General features: G+C 67.2%; 17 protein-coding genes. 8 read left to right on the forward strand and 9 right to left on the reverse strand.

The window, feature by feature from the left end:
- Positions 1-17 precede the first annotated feature (17 nt).
- Genes gap through tpiA form a run of 3 tightly spaced genes read left to right on the forward strand, consistent with a single transcriptional unit; the run spans position 18 to position 3,076 of the window.
- Positions 18-1,037 (forward strand): type I glyceraldehyde-3-phosphate dehydrogenase, encoded by a 1,020-nt coding sequence (gap, locus tag ACJH7A_RS20645; protein ID WP_212811521.1) that lies wholly within the window; start codon positions 18-20, stop codon positions 1,035-1,037.
- A gap of 23 nt (positions 1,038-1,060) precedes the next feature.
- Entirely contained in the window at positions 1,061-2,287 is a 1,227-nt protein-coding gene (locus ACJH7A_RS20650) for a phosphoglycerate kinase (RefSeq protein ID WP_213020315.1), read from the forward strand.
- Positions 2,288-2,290: 3 nt separating this feature from the next.
- On the forward strand, positions 2,291-3,076 hold the full coding sequence (tpiA, locus tag ACJH7A_RS20655; protein WP_213020316.1) for a triose-phosphate isomerase: 786 nt from the start codon (positions 2,291-2,293) through the stop codon (positions 3,074-3,076).
- Between the two features lie 4 nt (positions 3,077-3,080).
- Here tpiA and ACJH7A_RS20660 read toward each other — a convergent pair whose 3' ends face one another.
- A complete protein-coding gene (locus tag ACJH7A_RS20660; RefSeq protein ID WP_212811520.1) occupies positions 3,081-3,398 on the reverse strand; it encodes a hypothetical protein in 318 nt (105 codons plus the stop codon).
- Positions 3,399-3,580: 182 nt separating this feature from the next.
- On the opposite strand from ACJH7A_RS20660, the gene secG reads away from it, so the two are divergent.
- The 4 genes from secG (at position 3,581) to ppc (ending at position 7,805) form a co-directional block, all read left to right on the forward strand.
- Entirely contained in the window at positions 3,581-3,817 is a 237-nt protein-coding gene (gene secG / locus ACJH7A_RS20665; protein WP_029105032.1) for a preprotein translocase subunit SecG, read from the forward strand.
- Between the two features lie 179 nt (positions 3,818-3,996).
- Positions 3,997-4,605: an MspA family porin gene (locus ACJH7A_RS20670; protein ID WP_406802643.1), complete on the forward strand. Its 609-nt coding sequence runs from the start codon at positions 3,997-3,999 to the stop codon at positions 4,603-4,605.
- A complete protein-coding gene (locus tag ACJH7A_RS20675) occupies positions 4,602-4,943 on the forward strand; it encodes a hypothetical protein (protein WP_406774686.1) in 342 nt (113 codons plus the stop codon). The genes ACJH7A_RS20670 and ACJH7A_RS20675 overlap by 4 nt, the downstream gene beginning before the upstream one ends.
- 54 nt (positions 4,944-4,997) lie before the next feature.
- A complete protein-coding gene (gene ppc / locus ACJH7A_RS20680) occupies positions 4,998-7,805 on the forward strand; it encodes a phosphoenolpyruvate carboxylase (protein ID WP_406774685.1) in 2,808 nt (935 codons plus the stop codon).
- Positions 7,806-7,810: 5 nt separating this feature from the next.
- Here the strand turns inward: ppc and ACJH7A_RS20685 are convergent, their stop codons facing one another.
- The 3 genes from ACJH7A_RS20685 to ACJH7A_RS20695 all read right to left on the reverse strand — a co-directional run bounded on the left by ACJH7A_RS20685 (position 7,811) and on the right by ACJH7A_RS20695 (position 11,169).
- Positions 7,811-8,863, reverse strand: coding sequence for an AAA family ATPase (locus ACJH7A_RS20685; protein WP_406802632.1), 1,053 nt, complete (start codon positions 8,861-8,863; stop codon positions 7,811-7,813).
- A 9-nt stretch (positions 8,864-8,872) separates the two neighbouring features.
- Complete coding sequence (locus ACJH7A_RS20690) at positions 8,873-9,910, reverse strand: aliphatic amidase (RefSeq protein WP_318984560.1); 1,038 nt, start codon at positions 9,908-9,910, stop codon at positions 8,873-8,875.
- A 185-nt stretch (positions 9,911-10,095) separates the two neighbouring features.
- Complete coding sequence (locus ACJH7A_RS20695) at positions 10,096-11,169, reverse strand: substrate-binding domain-containing protein (protein ID WP_406802633.1); 1,074 nt, start codon at positions 11,167-11,169, stop codon at positions 10,096-10,098.
- 103 nt (positions 11,170-11,272) lie between these two features.
- Here ACJH7A_RS20695 and ACJH7A_RS20700 point away from each other — a divergent pair, with 103 nt between their 5' ends.
- Complete coding sequence (locus tag ACJH7A_RS20700) at positions 11,273-11,686, forward strand: MarR family transcriptional regulator (RefSeq protein ID WP_318984561.1); 414 nt, start codon at positions 11,273-11,275, stop codon at positions 11,684-11,686.
- 2 nt (positions 11,687-11,688) lie between these two features.
- Here ACJH7A_RS20700 and ACJH7A_RS20705 read toward each other — a convergent pair whose 3' ends face one another.
- Genes ACJH7A_RS20705 through tal form a run of 5 tightly spaced genes read right to left on the reverse strand, consistent with a single transcriptional unit; the run spans position 11,689 to position 16,360 of the window.
- Positions 11,689-12,057 carry an ATPase gene (locus tag ACJH7A_RS20705; protein WP_318984562.1) on the reverse strand — a complete coding sequence of 123 codons (369 nt, stop codon included), beginning with the start codon at positions 12,055-12,057 and terminating at the stop codon, positions 11,689-11,691.
- Positions 12,058-12,059: 2 nt separating this feature from the next.
- Positions 12,060-12,794, reverse strand: coding sequence for a 6-phosphogluconolactonase (gene pgl / locus ACJH7A_RS20710; protein ID WP_406802634.1), 735 nt, complete (start codon positions 12,792-12,794; stop codon positions 12,060-12,062).
- Entirely contained in the window at positions 12,787-13,698 is a 912-nt protein-coding gene (gene opcA, locus ACJH7A_RS20715) for a glucose-6-phosphate dehydrogenase assembly protein OpcA (RefSeq protein ID WP_406802635.1), read from the reverse strand. Before opcA ends, pgl begins: the two co-directional genes overlap by 8 nt.
- A complete protein-coding gene (zwf, locus tag ACJH7A_RS20720; protein WP_346415675.1) occupies positions 13,695-15,254 on the reverse strand; it encodes a glucose-6-phosphate dehydrogenase in 1,560 nt (519 codons plus the stop codon). The genes opcA and zwf overlap by 4 nt, the downstream gene beginning before the upstream one ends.
- Positions 15,251-16,360, reverse strand: a complete 1,110-nt coding sequence (gene tal, locus ACJH7A_RS20725; protein WP_406774680.1) for a transaldolase — start codon at positions 16,358-16,360, stop codon at positions 15,251-15,253. The genes zwf and tal overlap by 4 nt, the downstream gene beginning before the upstream one ends.
- Positions 16,361-16,369 lie beyond the last annotated feature (9 nt).

Below are 16,369 nucleotides of genomic sequence, written 5' to 3' on the forward strand. Positions count from 1 at the left end.
GGCGAGGGAGCACAGCAGTGACTATTCGGATCGGCGTCAATGGTTTCGGGCGTATCGGGCGTAACTTCTTCCGGGCCCTGGATGCGCAAAAGGCAGCGGGGAAGAACGCCGATCTGGAGATCGTCGCGGTCAACGACTTGACTTCCACGGATGCGTTGGCGCATCTGTTGAAGTTCGATTCGATCCTGGGCCGGTTGCCCTATGAGGTGCGCGCGGACGGGGACACCCTGATCGTCGGGGACACCAAGATCAAGGCGCTGGCGATCAAGGACGGTCCGGCGGCGCTGCCGTGGGGTGATCTGGGTGTGGACATCGTGGTGGAGTCGACCGGCATTTTCACCGATGCGGCCAAGGCCCGCGGGCATCTGGAGGCCGGCGCCAAGAAGGTGATCATCTCCGCACCGGCCACCGGTGAGGACATCACGATCGTGATGGGTGTCAATGATGACAAGTACGACGGTAGTCAGAACATCATCTCCAATGCCTCGTGCACCACGAACTGCCTGGGCCCGATCGCCAAGGTGTTGAACGACGAGTTCGGCATCGTGCGCGGCCTGATGACCACGATCCACGCCTACACCCAGGATCAGAATCTGCAGGACGGGCCGCACAAGGATTTGCGGCGGGCGCGGGCGGCGGCGATCAACATCGTGCCGACCTCCACCGGCGCGGCCAAGGCCATCGGCCTGGTGCTGCCCGAACTCAAGGGCAAGTTGGACGGGTATGCGTTGCGGGTGCCGGTGCCTACGGGGTCGGTGACCGATCTGACCGCTGAGCTGGGTAAATCCGCGAGTGCGGCGGACATCAATGCGGCGATGCGGGCGGCGGCCGAGGGTCCGCTGCAGGGGATTTTGAAGTACTACGACGCGCCGATCGTGTCGTCCGATATCGTCACCGACCCGCACAGTTCGCTGTTCGATGCGGGACTGACCAAGGTCATCGACAACCAAGCCAAGGTCGTGTCCTGGTATGACAACGAATGGGGCTACTCCAACCGCATCGCTGATTTGGCTGCACTGGTCGGCAAGTCGCTGTAGACGCACGTGAGAGAAAGACAGGTATGAGCATCAAGACCCTCGATGAGCTGTTGGCCGAAGGCGTAGAGGGGCGGGGCGCCCTGGTCCGCTCCGACCTGAACGTCCCGCTCGACGAGAACGGCAACATCACCGATCCCGGCCGGATCATCGCCTCGGTCCCGACGCTGGCCGCGCTGGCCGACGCCGGTGCGAAGGTCGTCATCACCGCGCACCTGGGCCGGCCCAAGGGCGGACCGGACCCCAAGTTCTCGCTCGCGCCGGTTGCCGCCGCGCTCGGAGAGAAGCTGGGCCGGCACGTCCAGCTGGCCGGTGACGTCGTCGGCACCGACGCGCTGGCGCGCGCCGAGGGTCTGACCGACGGCGACGTGCTGCTCCTGGAGAACATCCGCTTCGACCCGCGCGAGACCAGCAAGGACGACGCCGAGCGCGCGGCCCTGGCCCGCGAGCTGGCGGCTCTGGTCGAGGGTCCCGACGGCTCGCCCGGCGCGTTCGTCTCCGACGGCTTCGGTGTGGTGCACCGTAAGCAGGCATCGGTGTACGACGTCGCGAACATCCTGCCGCACTACGCCGGCACGCTGGTCGACGCCGAGGTCAAGGTGCTCGAGCAGCTGACCAGCTCGACCGAGCGGCCCTACGCCGTCGTGCTCGGCGGCTCGAAGGTGTCCGACAAGCTCGCCGTCATCGAGAACCTCGCCACCAAAGCCGACAGCCTCATCATCGGCGGCGGCATGTGCTTCACCTTCCTTGCCGCGCAAGGCCTTTCGGTCGGTACCTCGCTGCTGCAGGAGGAGATGGTCGACACCTGTAAGCGGCTGCTGGACACCTACGCCGACGTCATCCACCTCCCCGTCGACATCGTGGTGGCCGACAAGTTCGCCGCCGACGCCGCGCCGGAGACCGTGGCCTCCGACCGCATCCCGGACGGCAAGATGGGCCTGGACATCGGCCCCGAGTCGGTCAAGCGCTTCACCGCGCTGTTGTCCAACGCCAAGACCGTGTTCTGGAACGGGCCGATGGGCGTCTTCGAGTTCCCGGCCTTCGCCGACGGCACCAGGGGCGTCGCCGAGGCCATCATCACCGCCACGTCCAAGGGCGCGTTCAGCGTCGTCGGTGGCGGCGACTCGGCTGCCGCGGTGCGCCAGCTCGAACTCGCCGAGGACGGCTTCTCCCACATCTCGACCGGCGGCGGTGCGTCGCTGGAGTACCTCGAGGGCAAGACCCTCCCGGGCATCGAAGTGCTGGGGTCGTAAACCATGGCGCGTAAGCCGCTCATCGCCGGCAACTGGAAGATGAACCTCAACCACTTCGAGGCCATCGCCCTGGTACAGAAGATCGCATTCGCCTTGCCGGACAAGTACTTCGCCAAGGTCGACGTCACCGTCCTGCCGCCGTTCACGGACCTGCGCAGCGTGCAGACCCTGGTCGACGGCGACAAGCTGCTGCTCACCTACGGCGCCCAGGACGTGTCCCAGCACGACTCCGGCGCCTACACCGGTGAGATCAGCGGCGCGTTCCTGGCCAAGTTGGGCTGCACGTTCGTCGTCGTCGGGCATTCCGAGCGCCGGACCTACCACCACGAGGACGATGCCCTGGTCGCCGCCAAGGCCAAGGCCGCGCTCAAGCACGGCCTGACGCCGATCGTGTGTATCGGCGAGGGACTCGACATCCGCGAGGCCGGCAACCACGTCGAGCACTGCACCGGCCAGCTGACGGGCTCGCTGGCGGGGCTGTCGGCCGACGAGATCAGCCGCGTCGTCATCGCGTACGAGCCCGTCTGGGCCATCGGCACCGGCCGCGTGGCCAGTGCCGGCGACGCACAGGAGGTGTGCGCCGCGATCCGCTCGACCCTGGGCGAGCTGGCGTCACCCGAGATCGCCGCGACCGTACGCGTGCTCTACGGCGGCTCGGTCAATGCCAAGAACGTCGGCGAGCTCGTGGCGAAGCCCGACATCGACGGTGCGCTGGTCGGCGGCGCATCACTCGACGGTGAGCAGTTCGCGACGCTGTCGGCGATCGCCGCCGGCGGGCCACTGCCTTGACGGGCTAGTTCGCGGGCTCCAGCACCATCGTGGGCAGGTTGCCCCTGTTGATCCCTCCGGGCAGTGGTCTGCTCGTGGTGGTCAACGGGGCGTCCGCCGCCTTGGCCGGTGGCGCGTGGCACCCGGTCTCCGGATCCATGCCGGGGATGCCGCCGGACTCGATGCAGCACAGATCGGCATTCCGGACGGTCTTCTTCATGCAGTTGTCGTACGCCTCGATATCCCAGGTGTCGTCGCTGGGAGCGGCGAGCGATATTGCCGGTGTCGTCAGCGCGAATACGGCAGACAGCAAAGCGGCAGAAGCGATCTTGAGCGCTTTCACGGTGGCCTCCAATCAGGCCCGATGAGCAGTGGTTGACCAGTCCATGGTGCGCCGATGCCGGGCGTTGTGGACGGGAACTGCGAACTTCCTGAGCGAATCTGGCAAACCGGCTGTGGCGCGGGCTGCGACGCGACGGCGGACCGTGGCCGGACCACGGCACTCCACCCGGTAAGCTGTGGCTCATGATTTTGGCCCTGCAGATCACTTTGATCATCACCAGCGTGTTGGTTGTGTTGCTGGTGCTGCTCCACCGGGCCAAGGGTGGCGGTCTGTCGACGCTGTTCGGTGGCGGTGTGCAGTCCAGCCTGTCCGGCTCCACGGTGGTCGAGAAGAACCTCGACCGGCTGACCTACTTCATCACCGGCATCTGGCTGGTGTCGATCATCGGCATCGCGCTGCAGATCAAGTACGGCGCCTGACCTCAGACTTCCGAACCGGCCACGCCCCTCGGGCGTGGCCGGTTCTGTTTGCCCAGCTACTGACAGGAATCGTCCAGCTGGTGCTGTGCCGGCGCTTATCCCGATGACAGGGCGCGCATAGCGCCGGCCCTTAATCTCGCCTCGTGGTGCATGTTCTTCGTATCGGCTCCGGCGCGCTGGTGCTGCTCTGCGTGGCCGGTGGTGGTGCGGCCCCTGGTGTGGCCGGCGCCGATCCGCTCCCGGTCGCCGACGTCCGGCAGGCCGTCAACACCGAAGACGGTTGGCGCCTGGGGGTTTCGCTCACCCAGATGACCGTCAACTCGGTGCCCAACATGGCCGCGACGGCTTTCACGCGAGAAGGTTTCGTCACCGGCCGGGCCGAGGCCACCATCGATGGCAGCGGCTCGTCGGCGGTCAACAACGGGACGTTGATCGTGGGTCTGCAGCTCGGCTGCCAGGTCGACCTCAGCGAGGGTGCCAGCGTCGGCGGCGACGCCGACATCGGCATCAACCCCGGCTTCAGCGGAAACGTGCTGAATGCCATCGGCCCCTATGCCGATCTGGAAGGCAACGTCTCGGTGAACCTGCTGCCGGGCACGATCACCAATGTGGTGCTGGGCAAGAAAACGCTCAAGGGCCGCTCCGGCGGCATCACCGTGCACGACGCCCACGTCAAGGTCGACGCCTGCGGCGGGGCGGTGGCGATCCGGTTCTTCTCCACGGTGACCATCGATACCGACAAGAACGACGACAGCGTGAACGCCTACGGGGACATCCTGCAGCTATGAGCGTCGTACGAATGGTCGGCGTCGCGGCATCGGTCTGGTTCTTGGTTCTGGCACCGGTCGCTCGGGCCGACTGCACCGGCGCGGGAGACTTCGGCGCCGGATCGGGCTGCGCGCCACCGGGTGGCGGGAGCTCGTCGGCGAAGGCCTGGCCGCCGACATCGGTGGACTGGCCACCGAACGTGGATGCAGACACCTCAGGCGGGGACGGCGACGGCAGCGATTCGCACCCAATTGTGTTGCCCGACGGGCAGAAACCATCGGCCACGACGCCGCGTACGAGCGCCCCGGCCACACCCACCACGTCGTCGACGCCGATCGTCCCCGTCGGTGCCCCGTGACCGGGTCGGTCGCCGTGCTCTGCGCCAACGGCGCGTGGCGTCGATACTGAAGTGATGGCCGAGGTTCCCAACGCTCCCGACACCACACTGCTGCCGATCGGATCGGTTCAGCGCACCGAACTGGGCCGCGAGGCCACCGAACCGATGCGCGAAGACATCCGCCTGCTCGGCGCAATTCTCGGTGACACGGTGCGCGAGCAGAACGGTGAAGCCGTCTTCGATCTGGTGGAACGGGCGCGCGTCGAATCGTTCCGGGTGCGTCGTTCCGAGATCGACAGGGCGGAGCTCGCAGCGCTGTTCTCCGGCATCGACATTCATCAGGCGATCCCGGTCATCAGGGCATTCACCCATTTCGCGCTGCTGGCCAACGTCGCCGAAGACATCCACCGGGAACGGCGGCGCGCTCTGCACGTGGCAGCGGGCGAGCCGCCGCAGGACAGCAGCCTGGCCGCGACGTACCGCAAGCTGGACGAGGCCGGGGGATTGGACGCGGCGGAGGTCGCCGATGCGCTGCGCGGTGCGCTGGTCTCGCCGGTGATCACCGCCCACCCCACCGAAACCCGCCGGCGCACCATCTTCGACACCCAGAACCGGATCACCGACCTGATGCGGCTGCGGTTGCACGGGCACAACGTGACGCGTGACGGCCGCGACATCGAGACCGAGCTGCGCCGCCACATTCTCACGCTGTGGCAGACCGCGCTGATCCGCTTGTCGCGGTTGAAGATTCAAGACGAGATCGCCACCGGGCTGCGTTACTACCCGGCCGCGTTCTTCGATGTCATCCCACGCGTCAACGCGGAGGTACGCGGCGCGCTGCAGGCCCGCTGGCCGGGTGAGCCGCTGCTGGAGACACCGATCCTGCGGCCCGGTTCGTGGATCGGCGGTGACCGCGACGGCAACCCCAACGTCACCGCAGACGTGGTGCGCCTGGCCACCGGCAGTGCGGCCTTCACCGCGTTCGACCGCTACTTCGCCGAACTCCTTGCGCTGGAACATGAATTGTCGATGTCCGCGCGGCTCGTCCGGGTCACCGATGCGCTGCAGGCTCTGGCCGACCAGCATCCCGAACCGGCCCACGCCGACGAACCGTACCGCCAGGCGCTGCACGTGCTCCGCGGGCGCCTGACGGCCACGGCCGCCGAGATCCTCGACCGGCAGCCCGAGCACGAGCTGGACCTCGGCCTGCCGCCGTACACCACGCCGGCCGAGCTGCTGGCCGATCTCGACGTCATCGACGCGTCGTTGCGCGCCGGCGGCACCAGCGTGCTGGCCGACGACCGGCTGGCCCGGTTGCGAGAGTCCGTGCGCGTCTTCGGCTTCCACCTCTGTGGCCTGGACCTGCGGCAGAACTCCGAAGTGCACGAGCAGGTGGTGGCCGAGCTGCTGGCCTGGGCCGGTGTGCACCCTGACTACGCGTCGCTGCCGGAAGATGAGCGGGTCGCCGTCCTGGTGGCGGAGCTGTCCACGCGCCGGCCGTTGGTGGGGCGCGACGCCCAACTGTCCGAACTGGCGCGCAAGGAACTGGACATCGTCGCGGCGGCGGCCCGGGCCGTCGAGGTCTTCGGGCCCGAGGCCGTCCCCAACTACATCATCTCGATGTGTCAGTCGGTATCCGACCTCCTCGAGGCCGGGGTGCTGCTCAAAGAGGCCGGCCTGCTCGATGCGGCGGGGCCCGAGCCGTACAGCCCGGTCGGCATCGTGCCGCTGTTCGAGACCATCGACGACCTGCAACGCGGGTCGGCCATTCTGGAAGCGGCCCTTGCCATTCCGCTGTACCGGTCGATCGTCACCGCCCGGGGCGACCATCAGGAGGTCATGCTCGGCTACTCCGACTCCAACAAGGACGGCGGTTACCTGGCCGCCAACTGGGCGCTCTACCGCGCCGAGCTCGATCTCGTGGAATCGGCCCGCAAGACCGGAATCCGGCTACGCCTGTTCCATGGCCGCGGCGGCACCGTCGGCCGCGGTGGCGGCCCGAGCTACGACGCAATCCTCGCCCAGCCGCCCGGTGCGGTGCGGGGCTCGCTGCGCATCACCGAGCAAGGTGAGGTGATCGCCGCCAAGTACGCCGAACCGCATGCCGCACATCGCAATCTGGAGACCCTGCTCGCGGCGACGCTGGAGTCGACGCTGCTCGACGTCGAAGGGCTCGGCGACGCCGCGGCACCCGCCTACGACGTGCTCGACGACCTTGCCGCCCGCGCGCAACGGGCCTACAGCGAATTGGTGCACGAGACACCGGGATTCGTCGAGTACTTCAAGGCCTCGACTCCCGTCAGCGAGATCGGTGCGCTCAACATCGGAAGCCGCCCGACGTCCCGCAAGCCGACCACCTCGATCGCCGATCTGCGGGCCATCCCGTGGGTGCTGGCCTGGAGCCAGTCGCGCGTCATGCTGCCCGGCTGGTACGGCACGGGGACCGCGTTCGAGGAGTTCGTCGACAACACCGACGGCGGCCTCGAGGTGCTGCAGGACCTGTACGCGAAGTGGCCGTTCTTCCGGACCGTGCTGTCCAACATGGCGCAGGTGCTCGCCAAGTCGGATCTCGGTCTGGCGGCGCGGTATTCGGAGCTCGTGGACGACGAGGCCCTGCGCCACCGGGTGTTCGACAAGATCGCCGCCGAACATGAGCGCACCATCCGGATGCACGCCCTGATCACCGGCCACGACGACCTGCTCGCGGACAACCCGGCCCTCGCCCGGTCGGTGTTCAACCGGTTCCCGTACCTGGAGCCGCTCAACCACCTCCAGGTCGAGCTGCTGCGCCGCTACCGCTCGGGCGACGACGCCGAACTCGTGCAGCGCGGCATCCTCCTGACCATGAGCGGGTTGGCCACCGCGCTGCGCAACAGCGGGTAGCCGACTCAGGCTGCGCGGTCGGCCAGTGTCACCGCGACGGATCCGTCGATCATCTGCGCCTCGATCACGATGCGCGCGGACGGTGTGGTGCGGCCGCGGAGTACACACTCGGCGGCCGGTGCGATGAGATGGGATCGGATGGTTCGGCGCAACCCACGGGCACCGTAGATCGGGTCGAACCCACAGTCCTGCAAGAACTGCACCACGGTTTCGTCGACACGCAGTTCGACGGATTCGCGGGCCAGCCGCGCGGTGAACAACTCCACTTCGCGCGCGGTGACCTGCCGGGCCGTCGAGGTGCTGAAGGGTTCCATGACGACGGTTTCGTCGATCCGGTTGAAGAACTCCGGGTCGAAGAACTCCTCGACCGCGGCGGTCACCAGACCGTGCATGTGGGTCGCCGGATGGCGGCGCCACCGGGACGACCACCGGTGTGCGCGCTGGGCCGTGGCGACGGCCTTGGAGCCCAGGTTGGACGTCATGAAGACGTAACTGTTGCGGAAGCTGATGCGTTCGCGCCCGTTCGCGAGCCTCAGCTGGCCGCTGTCGAGCACGTGCAGCAGCGCACGGATCACCGTGGGGTCCGCTTTCTCGACCTCGTCGAAGAGCACGATGCCGGGCGTGTATGGATCGCCTTCGATCTTGTTCTTGTCGAACAGGGTGAAGGATTCCTTGCTTCCGGCGTATCCCGGTGGTGCCCCGGAGAACGACGCGGCGTAGTGCTCCTGGGCCAGGGCGGCCATGTCGATTCGGCAGAGATCGTCGGGCCCGGTGCGGATCTCGGCGGCGACCTGGCGGACCAGTTCGGTCTTGCCGATCCCGGTCGGTCCGACCAACAGCACGCTGGCCAGCGGGCGACCGGGATCTGCGATACCGGCATGTGCGATCGACAATGCCCGGGCGACGGCGCTGACCGCCTCCGGTTGACCGAGTATCCGCTGCCCGAGTCGGTCGGCGAAGGCATCGGGATCGAACCGGGCGACCGATTTCACGGCGACGTCGTTGGTGCGCTGCGGCGTCGCGTTCTGATCGTGAAACATGTCGGTGAGGTAGGGCACGTCGCTCTCTTACGCCTCGACGGTCCGCTCGACGGGCAGGTTTCCCACGCGGCACTCCGCCACACCGACGGTGTCCCGGGTGATCGATTCGACGACTTCCTGAGCCTTCTGCGCGTCGGTCACCCACAGCTTGTAGAACTCGAACGGGCAATCGGCGACACCCTTGTCGCCGTCACCGGCCGCATGCACGCCGGAGTAGCCGCGGTGCAGCAGCTTGAACAGGTGGTTCTGCGACTGGTCGTTCTGGCGGGCGTCTCGAATCGCCGACAGCGACAGCTGCGCATACTGGATTCCGTACTCTTCCTCGCCGGTTTCGCCCAGGGTGCGGCCGTCGAACCCGACGATGGCCGAGTGCCCGAAGTAGGAGTACACCCCATCGAAGCCGGCCGCATTGGCCACGGCGACGTAGGTGTTGTTCGCCCACGCCATCGCCTTGGCCATGAGCACCTGCTGCTCCTTGGCGGGATACATGTACCCCTGGCAGCGCACGATCAGCTCGGCACCCTTCATGGCGCAGTCCCGCCAGATTTCGGGGTAGTTGCCGTCGTCGCAGATGATCAGCGAGATTTTCATTCCCTTCGGTCCGCGGGAAACATAGGTGGTGTCTCCGGGGTACCAGCCCTCGATGGGACACCAGGGCAGGATCTTTCGGTACTTCTGCACGATCTCACCGGTGTCGTCGATGAGGACGAGGGTGTTGTACGGCGGCTTGTTCGGATGGTCTTCGTGGCGCTCACCGGTGATGGAGAAGACGCCCCACGTCTTGGCCTTCCGGCACGCCGCGGCGAAGATGTCGGTTTCGTCGCCGGGGATGGAAGCCGCGGTGGCGTACATCTCCTCGGGGTCGTACATGATGCCCTGAGTCGAGTACTCGGGGAACACCACGAGATCCATGCCCGGCAGCCCGGACTTCATTCCCACGACCATGTCCGCGATCTTGCGGGCGTTGTCGAGGACTTCTTCCCTGGTGTGCAGCCGGGGCATCTTGTAGTTGACGACGGCTACGCCGACGGTGTCCGGGCTCGACGAAATGTCACCATGGCGCATGGCGGTTCTCCTCAAAAGGTAAGGGCTCGAACGGAATACGGACGGAACACAACTGTGGCGATGCCGGGACCACGTCGACACCGGGCACGGTTGCCACCTCAAAAAAGATTCAGATGAAATATCTTCAATTGAAATTAAATGCCCGTTGGCACGGTGTCAACCCGAGCCGGCTGAACCATCGGCCGTCACAATGCGGTCAGGGTGGTGAGCACATCGAAGTCGTATCCGTCGGCCACGGCCAGGTGCACCGGTTGCACGGTCGCGTCCGCCCGGTAGTGCACGGTGCCCCTCGGACCGTCGTACGAGACCCGATCGCTCGTCGCGATGTCGGTCAACTGCCCTGAGCGATGAATCAGCCGGGACAGCAGTTGCAGTCCCTCGTAACAGGATTCGGCGATACCGCTCAGCGGTGGCGCGGTGGGGCCGTGCAGGTCGTGGTAGCGGCCTGTCAATTCCATTGCGTTGGCGCCCACCAGCGAGGAAAAGAAGGAGGCGGCGACGAACAATCCTCGGGTGCCGTCCGCCCCGCTGCCCAGCAACATGCTCTCGTCCATCAACGGGCTGAACCGGAGGAACGAGTCCGCGGCACCGAGGGCGGCGCAGGCGCGGTTGAATTCGACCGCGTCCTGCCCCACCAGCAGCATCAACACCGCATCGCATTCCGACGCCATGGCCGCCCTGACGGCCTCCGACATGTCAGCGCGGCCCAGGTCCACGAACCGGTGCCCGACGAGGTCGAGACCGAGATCGCGGGCATACTCCCGGACCGCGGCTACCGACGATCGCGGCCACACATAGTCGTCGCCGACGATGAACCAGCGCCGCACCCCGGCGTTCTCCCGCAACCAGCGCAACGCCGGCGCGATCTGGCGGTCCGGAGTCTCGCCGCAGCAATAGATGTCGCGGCGACGCTCGCCGCCTTCGTAGAGGGCGGGGTACACGTAGGGCACCCGGCCTGCGATCACCGGAGCGAGCGCATTGCGTACGGAGGAGATGTGCCATCCGCTGACTGCGTGGATCGTGCCCGTTGTGATGAGTTGATCGATGCGCCGGGCGACCAGGTGCGGGTCGGCCCCGCCGTCGACCACCTCGATCTGCACTTCGCGGCCGAGGACTCCGCCGTCGACGTTGAGGTCGTGGGCCGCCAGCTCGCTGACGGCTTCACATGCCGGCCCGAAAACGCCGCCCGGACCCTGCAGGGGCACCACCATGGCCACCCGCCATGCCTCGCCGACAGTGCTGGTGGCCTGCGAGTTCATGACCATTACGTCCTTTGCCGCACCGTCCGCGGACCGGCTATCATCATTTTCAATTGAAAGTATTGCGCTACCCGGCCCAGCGGGCAACACGTAGGAGTTGGTCATGGCGAGCACGGTGTCCCAGCACGACATGACGACGTCGATCACCGCCACGCTGCTTCGCGCAGCCCGCAATCTGACCGCCTGCCTGGATGCCGAACTTCACGACACCGGGCTCGGCGTCGACCACTGGCTGGCACTCGACGCCCTGGCCGCCGCCGCCGGACTCACGATGGCAGAACTGCAGGCGCTGACGCCGACCCCTGGACCCACCCTGACCCGGGTGGTCGACCGGCTGGTCGTCCAGGCACTCGCATACCGGGAGGTCGACCAATTCGACCGCCGTAAGGTTCGGGTCTTCCTCAGCGAACGCGGCACCCTGCTGCACGACAGTTTGCGTAGCCGGATCGAGCCCGTCGAAGCGCAATGGGCGGCGTCCAATCGCCGGCAGCTGTCTGACCGACTCGCGTCGCCGTAGTCCTACGAGGCCCAGTCGCGAACCGACTTCAGGACGCCGCGCACGACGTTCTCCGTGACCGTGATGGGCGACAGCACCGTCTCGGCGACCCCGACGATGGCCTCGACACGCGTCACGATCGCCTCCATGCGGTCGACGACGCCGAAGATGCGCGGCGCGAGTTCGTCGATCTGAGTGATGGTCTCGTTGAACCGCGACATCGTGGTGTCGAGGTCGCCGGTCAGCGTGCTGAGGGTCGCCAGGGTGCCTTCCATGTCGACCAGCAGTGCGTCGACCTGGGACACCGTGACGTCGGCGTTGAGCGCCGCCTGCGTGAGCGTCCGGATGCGGCCGCCGACCGGACGCGCGCGGCCATCGCCTTTGTCGACCATGGCTACAGTTTCGCTGCCGCGGCCTCGTCGAGCAACCACACCGTCGCCTCGGTGCCGACGGCGCCGGCCGCTGGAATGTCTTCTGCCGCAGCGCCACCGACCGCGGCCGCGACCGCGTCGGCCTTCTCGGTGCCGGCCACGACGAGCCACACCTGACGGGCCCGCCGGACCGCGGGCAGCGTCAGGGTGATCCGCCGCGGCGGGGGCTTGGGGGAGTCGGTGACGGCGACGACGTACCGTGCCGTCTCGCGCACCGCGTCGGTGTGCGGGAACAGCGAGTTGACGTGCCCCTCGCCGCCCATGCCCAGCAGGTGGACGTCGAATTCCGGTGTCGGCGAACCATTCCCGGCGACCAGGGCCAGCTCGCGTTCGTAGGCGGCGGCCGCGGCGCCGATGTCGTCGCCGAACTCGCCGTCGCTGGCGGCCATCGCGTGCACGTTCCCGGCCGGAATCGCGACGGAATCCAACAGCGCCTCGCGCGCCTGCTTGATGTTCCGGTCGGCATCGTCGGCCGGGACGAAACGGTCGTCACCCCAGAACAGGTGCACCTTGGCCCAGTCGATCGGATGTCCGCCGACGTGCTTGAGCAACTTGATGCCGGTGCCGCCGCCGGTCAGCACGATGTACGCCACACCGCGGGCCGCGATGGCACCGTTGATGGCCGACACCAGGCGGTCTCCCGCCGCGGTCACCAAAGCGTCTGCGTCGGCGTACTTTTCGATGATCTGCTCAGACATAAACAACCTTGTCCAGGCCCACCAGGGCGCGATGATAGATCTCGTCGGCATCCAGCCGGCGCATCTCTTCGGCGAGGCAGTCGCGAGCTTCCCGGCGGGCCAGCGGAATGCGGGCCTCCGGCCGGCCGGTGCGGGTGAGCGACGCGGTGACACCGGTCTGCGGGCGGCTCAGGGTGATGGTCTCGGTCGGCCGGGTCAGCACGACTTTGAGCTCGCCGACCGCGCGCTTGACCGGCCCGTCGATGCAGGCCGCCAGCCAGCCGGCCAAGATGTCCAGTGCCGGTTCCTCTTTCAGCCCGGACACCAATGCTTCGGTGATCGGTTCGTACGGTGCCTGATCGAGCGCGGCGGCGAGCAGCGCCCGCCAGTAGGTAACCCGGCTCCAGGCCAGATCGGTGTCCCCGGACGTGTAGCCGGCCAGCCGGCTCTTGATGCACGCCAGCGGGTCTTCGCCATTGGTGGCATCGGTGATCCGGCGGATCGCCAGCTTGCCCAGTGGGTCGGCCGCCGGCACCGCCGGTGCCACATCGGGCCACCAGGTGACCACCGGGGTGTCCGGAAGCAGGAAAGGCGTCACCACGCTGCTGGCGTGGCCGGCCAGCGGCCCCGAAAGGCGAAGCACCACAACCTCATTGGCGCCGGCATCGCGGCCCACCCGGAGTTGGGCGTCGAGGCGGGCGTCGGTGGCCAGGCGGTCACCCGGAATCACCACGATCACGCGGCACGGGTGTTCGCGGCTGGCGGTGTTGGCCGCGTCGATCGCCTCTTCCAGCATGGCTTCGGTGTCGGGTGCCACCACCAGGGTCAGCACCCGCCCGAGGGTGATGGCGCCGCCCTCTTCGCGCAGGGCGACGATCTTCTTGTTGATCGCACCGGTATCGGTGTCGGGCAGTTCGAGAATCACGGCCGCCTCCATTCGCGGCCGGTGCGCCGCAACATTTCGAACGCCGATTCCGGCCCCCAGGTGCCTGCTTCGTAGGCCTCGGGCCGGCCGCCGGCGCGGTCCTGCGCCGCCCAATGTTCGAGCACGGGATCCAATATCTTCCAGGACAATTCGACTTCGGCGTTGACCGGGAACAGCGACGGTTCGCCGAGCAGGACGTCGAGGATCAGTCGTTCGTAGGCTTCGGGGGAGTCCTCGGCGAACGCCGAACCGTACGAGAAGTCCATGCTGACGTCGCGGACCTCCATGAGATGACCCGGCACCTTCGAACCGAACCGCAGGGTGATGCCTTCGTCGGGCTGCACCCGGATCACCAGTGCGTTCTGCCCGAGCTCGTCGGTCATCGTCGCATCGAACGGCAGGTGCGGGGCCCGCTTGAACACCAGCGCGATCTCGGTGACCCTGCGCCCCAACCGTTTTCCGGTGCGCAGGTAGAACGGCACGCCGGCCCAGCGCCGCGTGTCGACTTCGACGGTGATGGCGGCGTACGTCTCGGTGGTGGACGTCTTCGAGAAGCCTTCCTCGTCGAGCAACCCGACCACCTTCTGTCCGCCCTGCCAGCCGGCGGCGTACTGACCGCGTGCCGTGGTCTCGTCCAGCGGCTCGGCCAGGTGCGTTGCCGACAGCACCTTGATCTTCTCGGCTTGCAGTTCATGCGGCGAGAAGTTGACCGGCTCCTCCAGCGCCGTCAGCGCGAGCAGCTGCAGCAGGTGGTTCTGGATGACGTCGCGGGCGGCGCCCACTCCGTCGTAGTAACCGCCGCGGCCACCGAGACCAATGTCTTCGGCCATGGTGATCTGCACACTGTCGACGTAATGGGCGTTCCACACCGGCTCGAACAACTCGTTGGCGAACCGCAGGGCCAGGATGTTCTGGACGGTCTCCTTGCCCAGGTAGTGGTCGATGCGGAACACCGATGACTCCGGGAACACACTGTTGACGACCCCGTTGAGCGCTTCGGCGCTGGCCAGGTCGTGACCGAACGGTTTCTCGATGACCACCCGGCTCCAGGACCCGTCCGACTTGTTGGCCAGGCCGGACGTCGACAGCTGCTCGCACACCTGCGGGAACGCGTTCGGCGGAATCGACAGGTAGAACGCGTGATTGCCGCCGGTGCCGCGTTCCTCGTCGAGCTTGTGCAACGTGTCACGCAGCCGTTGGAACGCTGCGTCGTCGTCGAACGTGCCCTGCACGAACCGGAATCCCTCGGCCAGTCGGTCCCAGACCTCCTGCCGGAACGGTGTCCGAGCATGTTGTTTGACGGCGTCGTACACGACCTTGCCGAAATCCTCGTCGGCCCAGTCACGCCGGGCGAACCCCACCAAGGCGAACGACGGCGGCAGCAGCCCGCGGTTCGCGAGGTCGTAGATCGCCGGCATGAGCTTCTTCCGGGCGAGATCGCCTGTGACACCGAAGATCACGACCGCGCACGGGCCGGCGATGCGGGGCATGCGCTTGTCACGCTTGTCCCGCAGCGGGTTCACCCAGTCCGTCGGCCGCCCGCTGCTGTCGCTCATTTCAGCGCGTCGAGCTGACCCTGAGTGGCCTCGAGCAGCTCGCCCCAGGACTTCTCGAACTTCTCCACGCCCTCGACCTCGAGGACGTTGAACACGTCAGCCAGGTCGATACCGACGGCCGAGAGCTCGTCGAACACGGCCTGTGCGGCCGCAGCCGTGCCGGTGATGGTGTCTCCGGTGATCTGACCGTGGTCGGCGACGGCCTCCAGCGTCTTCTCCGGCATGGTGTTGACCGTGTCGGCGGCCACCAGCTCGGTGACGTACAGCGTGTCCGGGTAGTCCGGGTTCTTCACGCCGGTCGACGCCCACAGCGGACGCTGCACGCGAGCGCCCTCGGCCTTGAGATTCGCGAACTGCGGGCCGCCGAAGACCTGCTCGTAGGCCGCGTAGGCCAGCCGGGCGTTGGCGACGCCGGCCTTGCCGCGCAGACCCAGCGCCGAGCCGCCGATCTTCTCCAGCCGCGCGTCGATCTCGGTGTCCACACGGGACACGAAGAACGAAGCGACGGAATGGATCTTGGACAGGTCATGGCCGGCTTCGCGGGCCTTCTCGAGCCCGGTCAGGTAGGCGTCCATCACGGCCCGGTGCCGCTCCACCGAGAAGATCAGGGTGACGTTGACCGAGATGCCCTCGGCGATCACTGCGGTGATCGCCGGCAGGCCCGCCAGCGTCGCCGGGATCTTGATCAGCAGGTTGGGCCGGTCGACGATCTTCCACAGCTCGATGGCCTGCAGGATCGTCTTGTCGGTGTCGTGCGCCAGGCGCGGGTCGACCTCGATCGACACCCGGCCGTCGACGCCGCCGGTGGCCTCGTACACCTTGGCCAGCACGTCGCACGCGTTGCGGACGTCGTCGGTGGTGACGGTGCGGATGGTGGCGTCCACGTCGGCGCCACGAGACGCCAGCTCGTGCACCTGCTCGTCGTAGGCCGTGCCCTTCGACAGCGCGGCCTGGAAGATCGACGGGTTGGTGGTGACGCCCACAACGCTGCGGGTGTCGATCAGCTGCTGCAGGTTTCCGGTCTGCAGCCGCTCACGCGACAGGTCGTCGAGCCACACGGAGACACCGGCGGCGCTCAGCGCCGCGAGGTTCGGGTTCTGAGTCATGAGGGTGCT

It is taken from the genome of Mycobacterium sp. SMC-17, from assembly GCF_045310915.1.
Taxonomy (GTDB): domain Bacteria; phylum Actinomycetota; class Actinomycetes; order Mycobacteriales; family Mycobacteriaceae; genus Mycobacterium.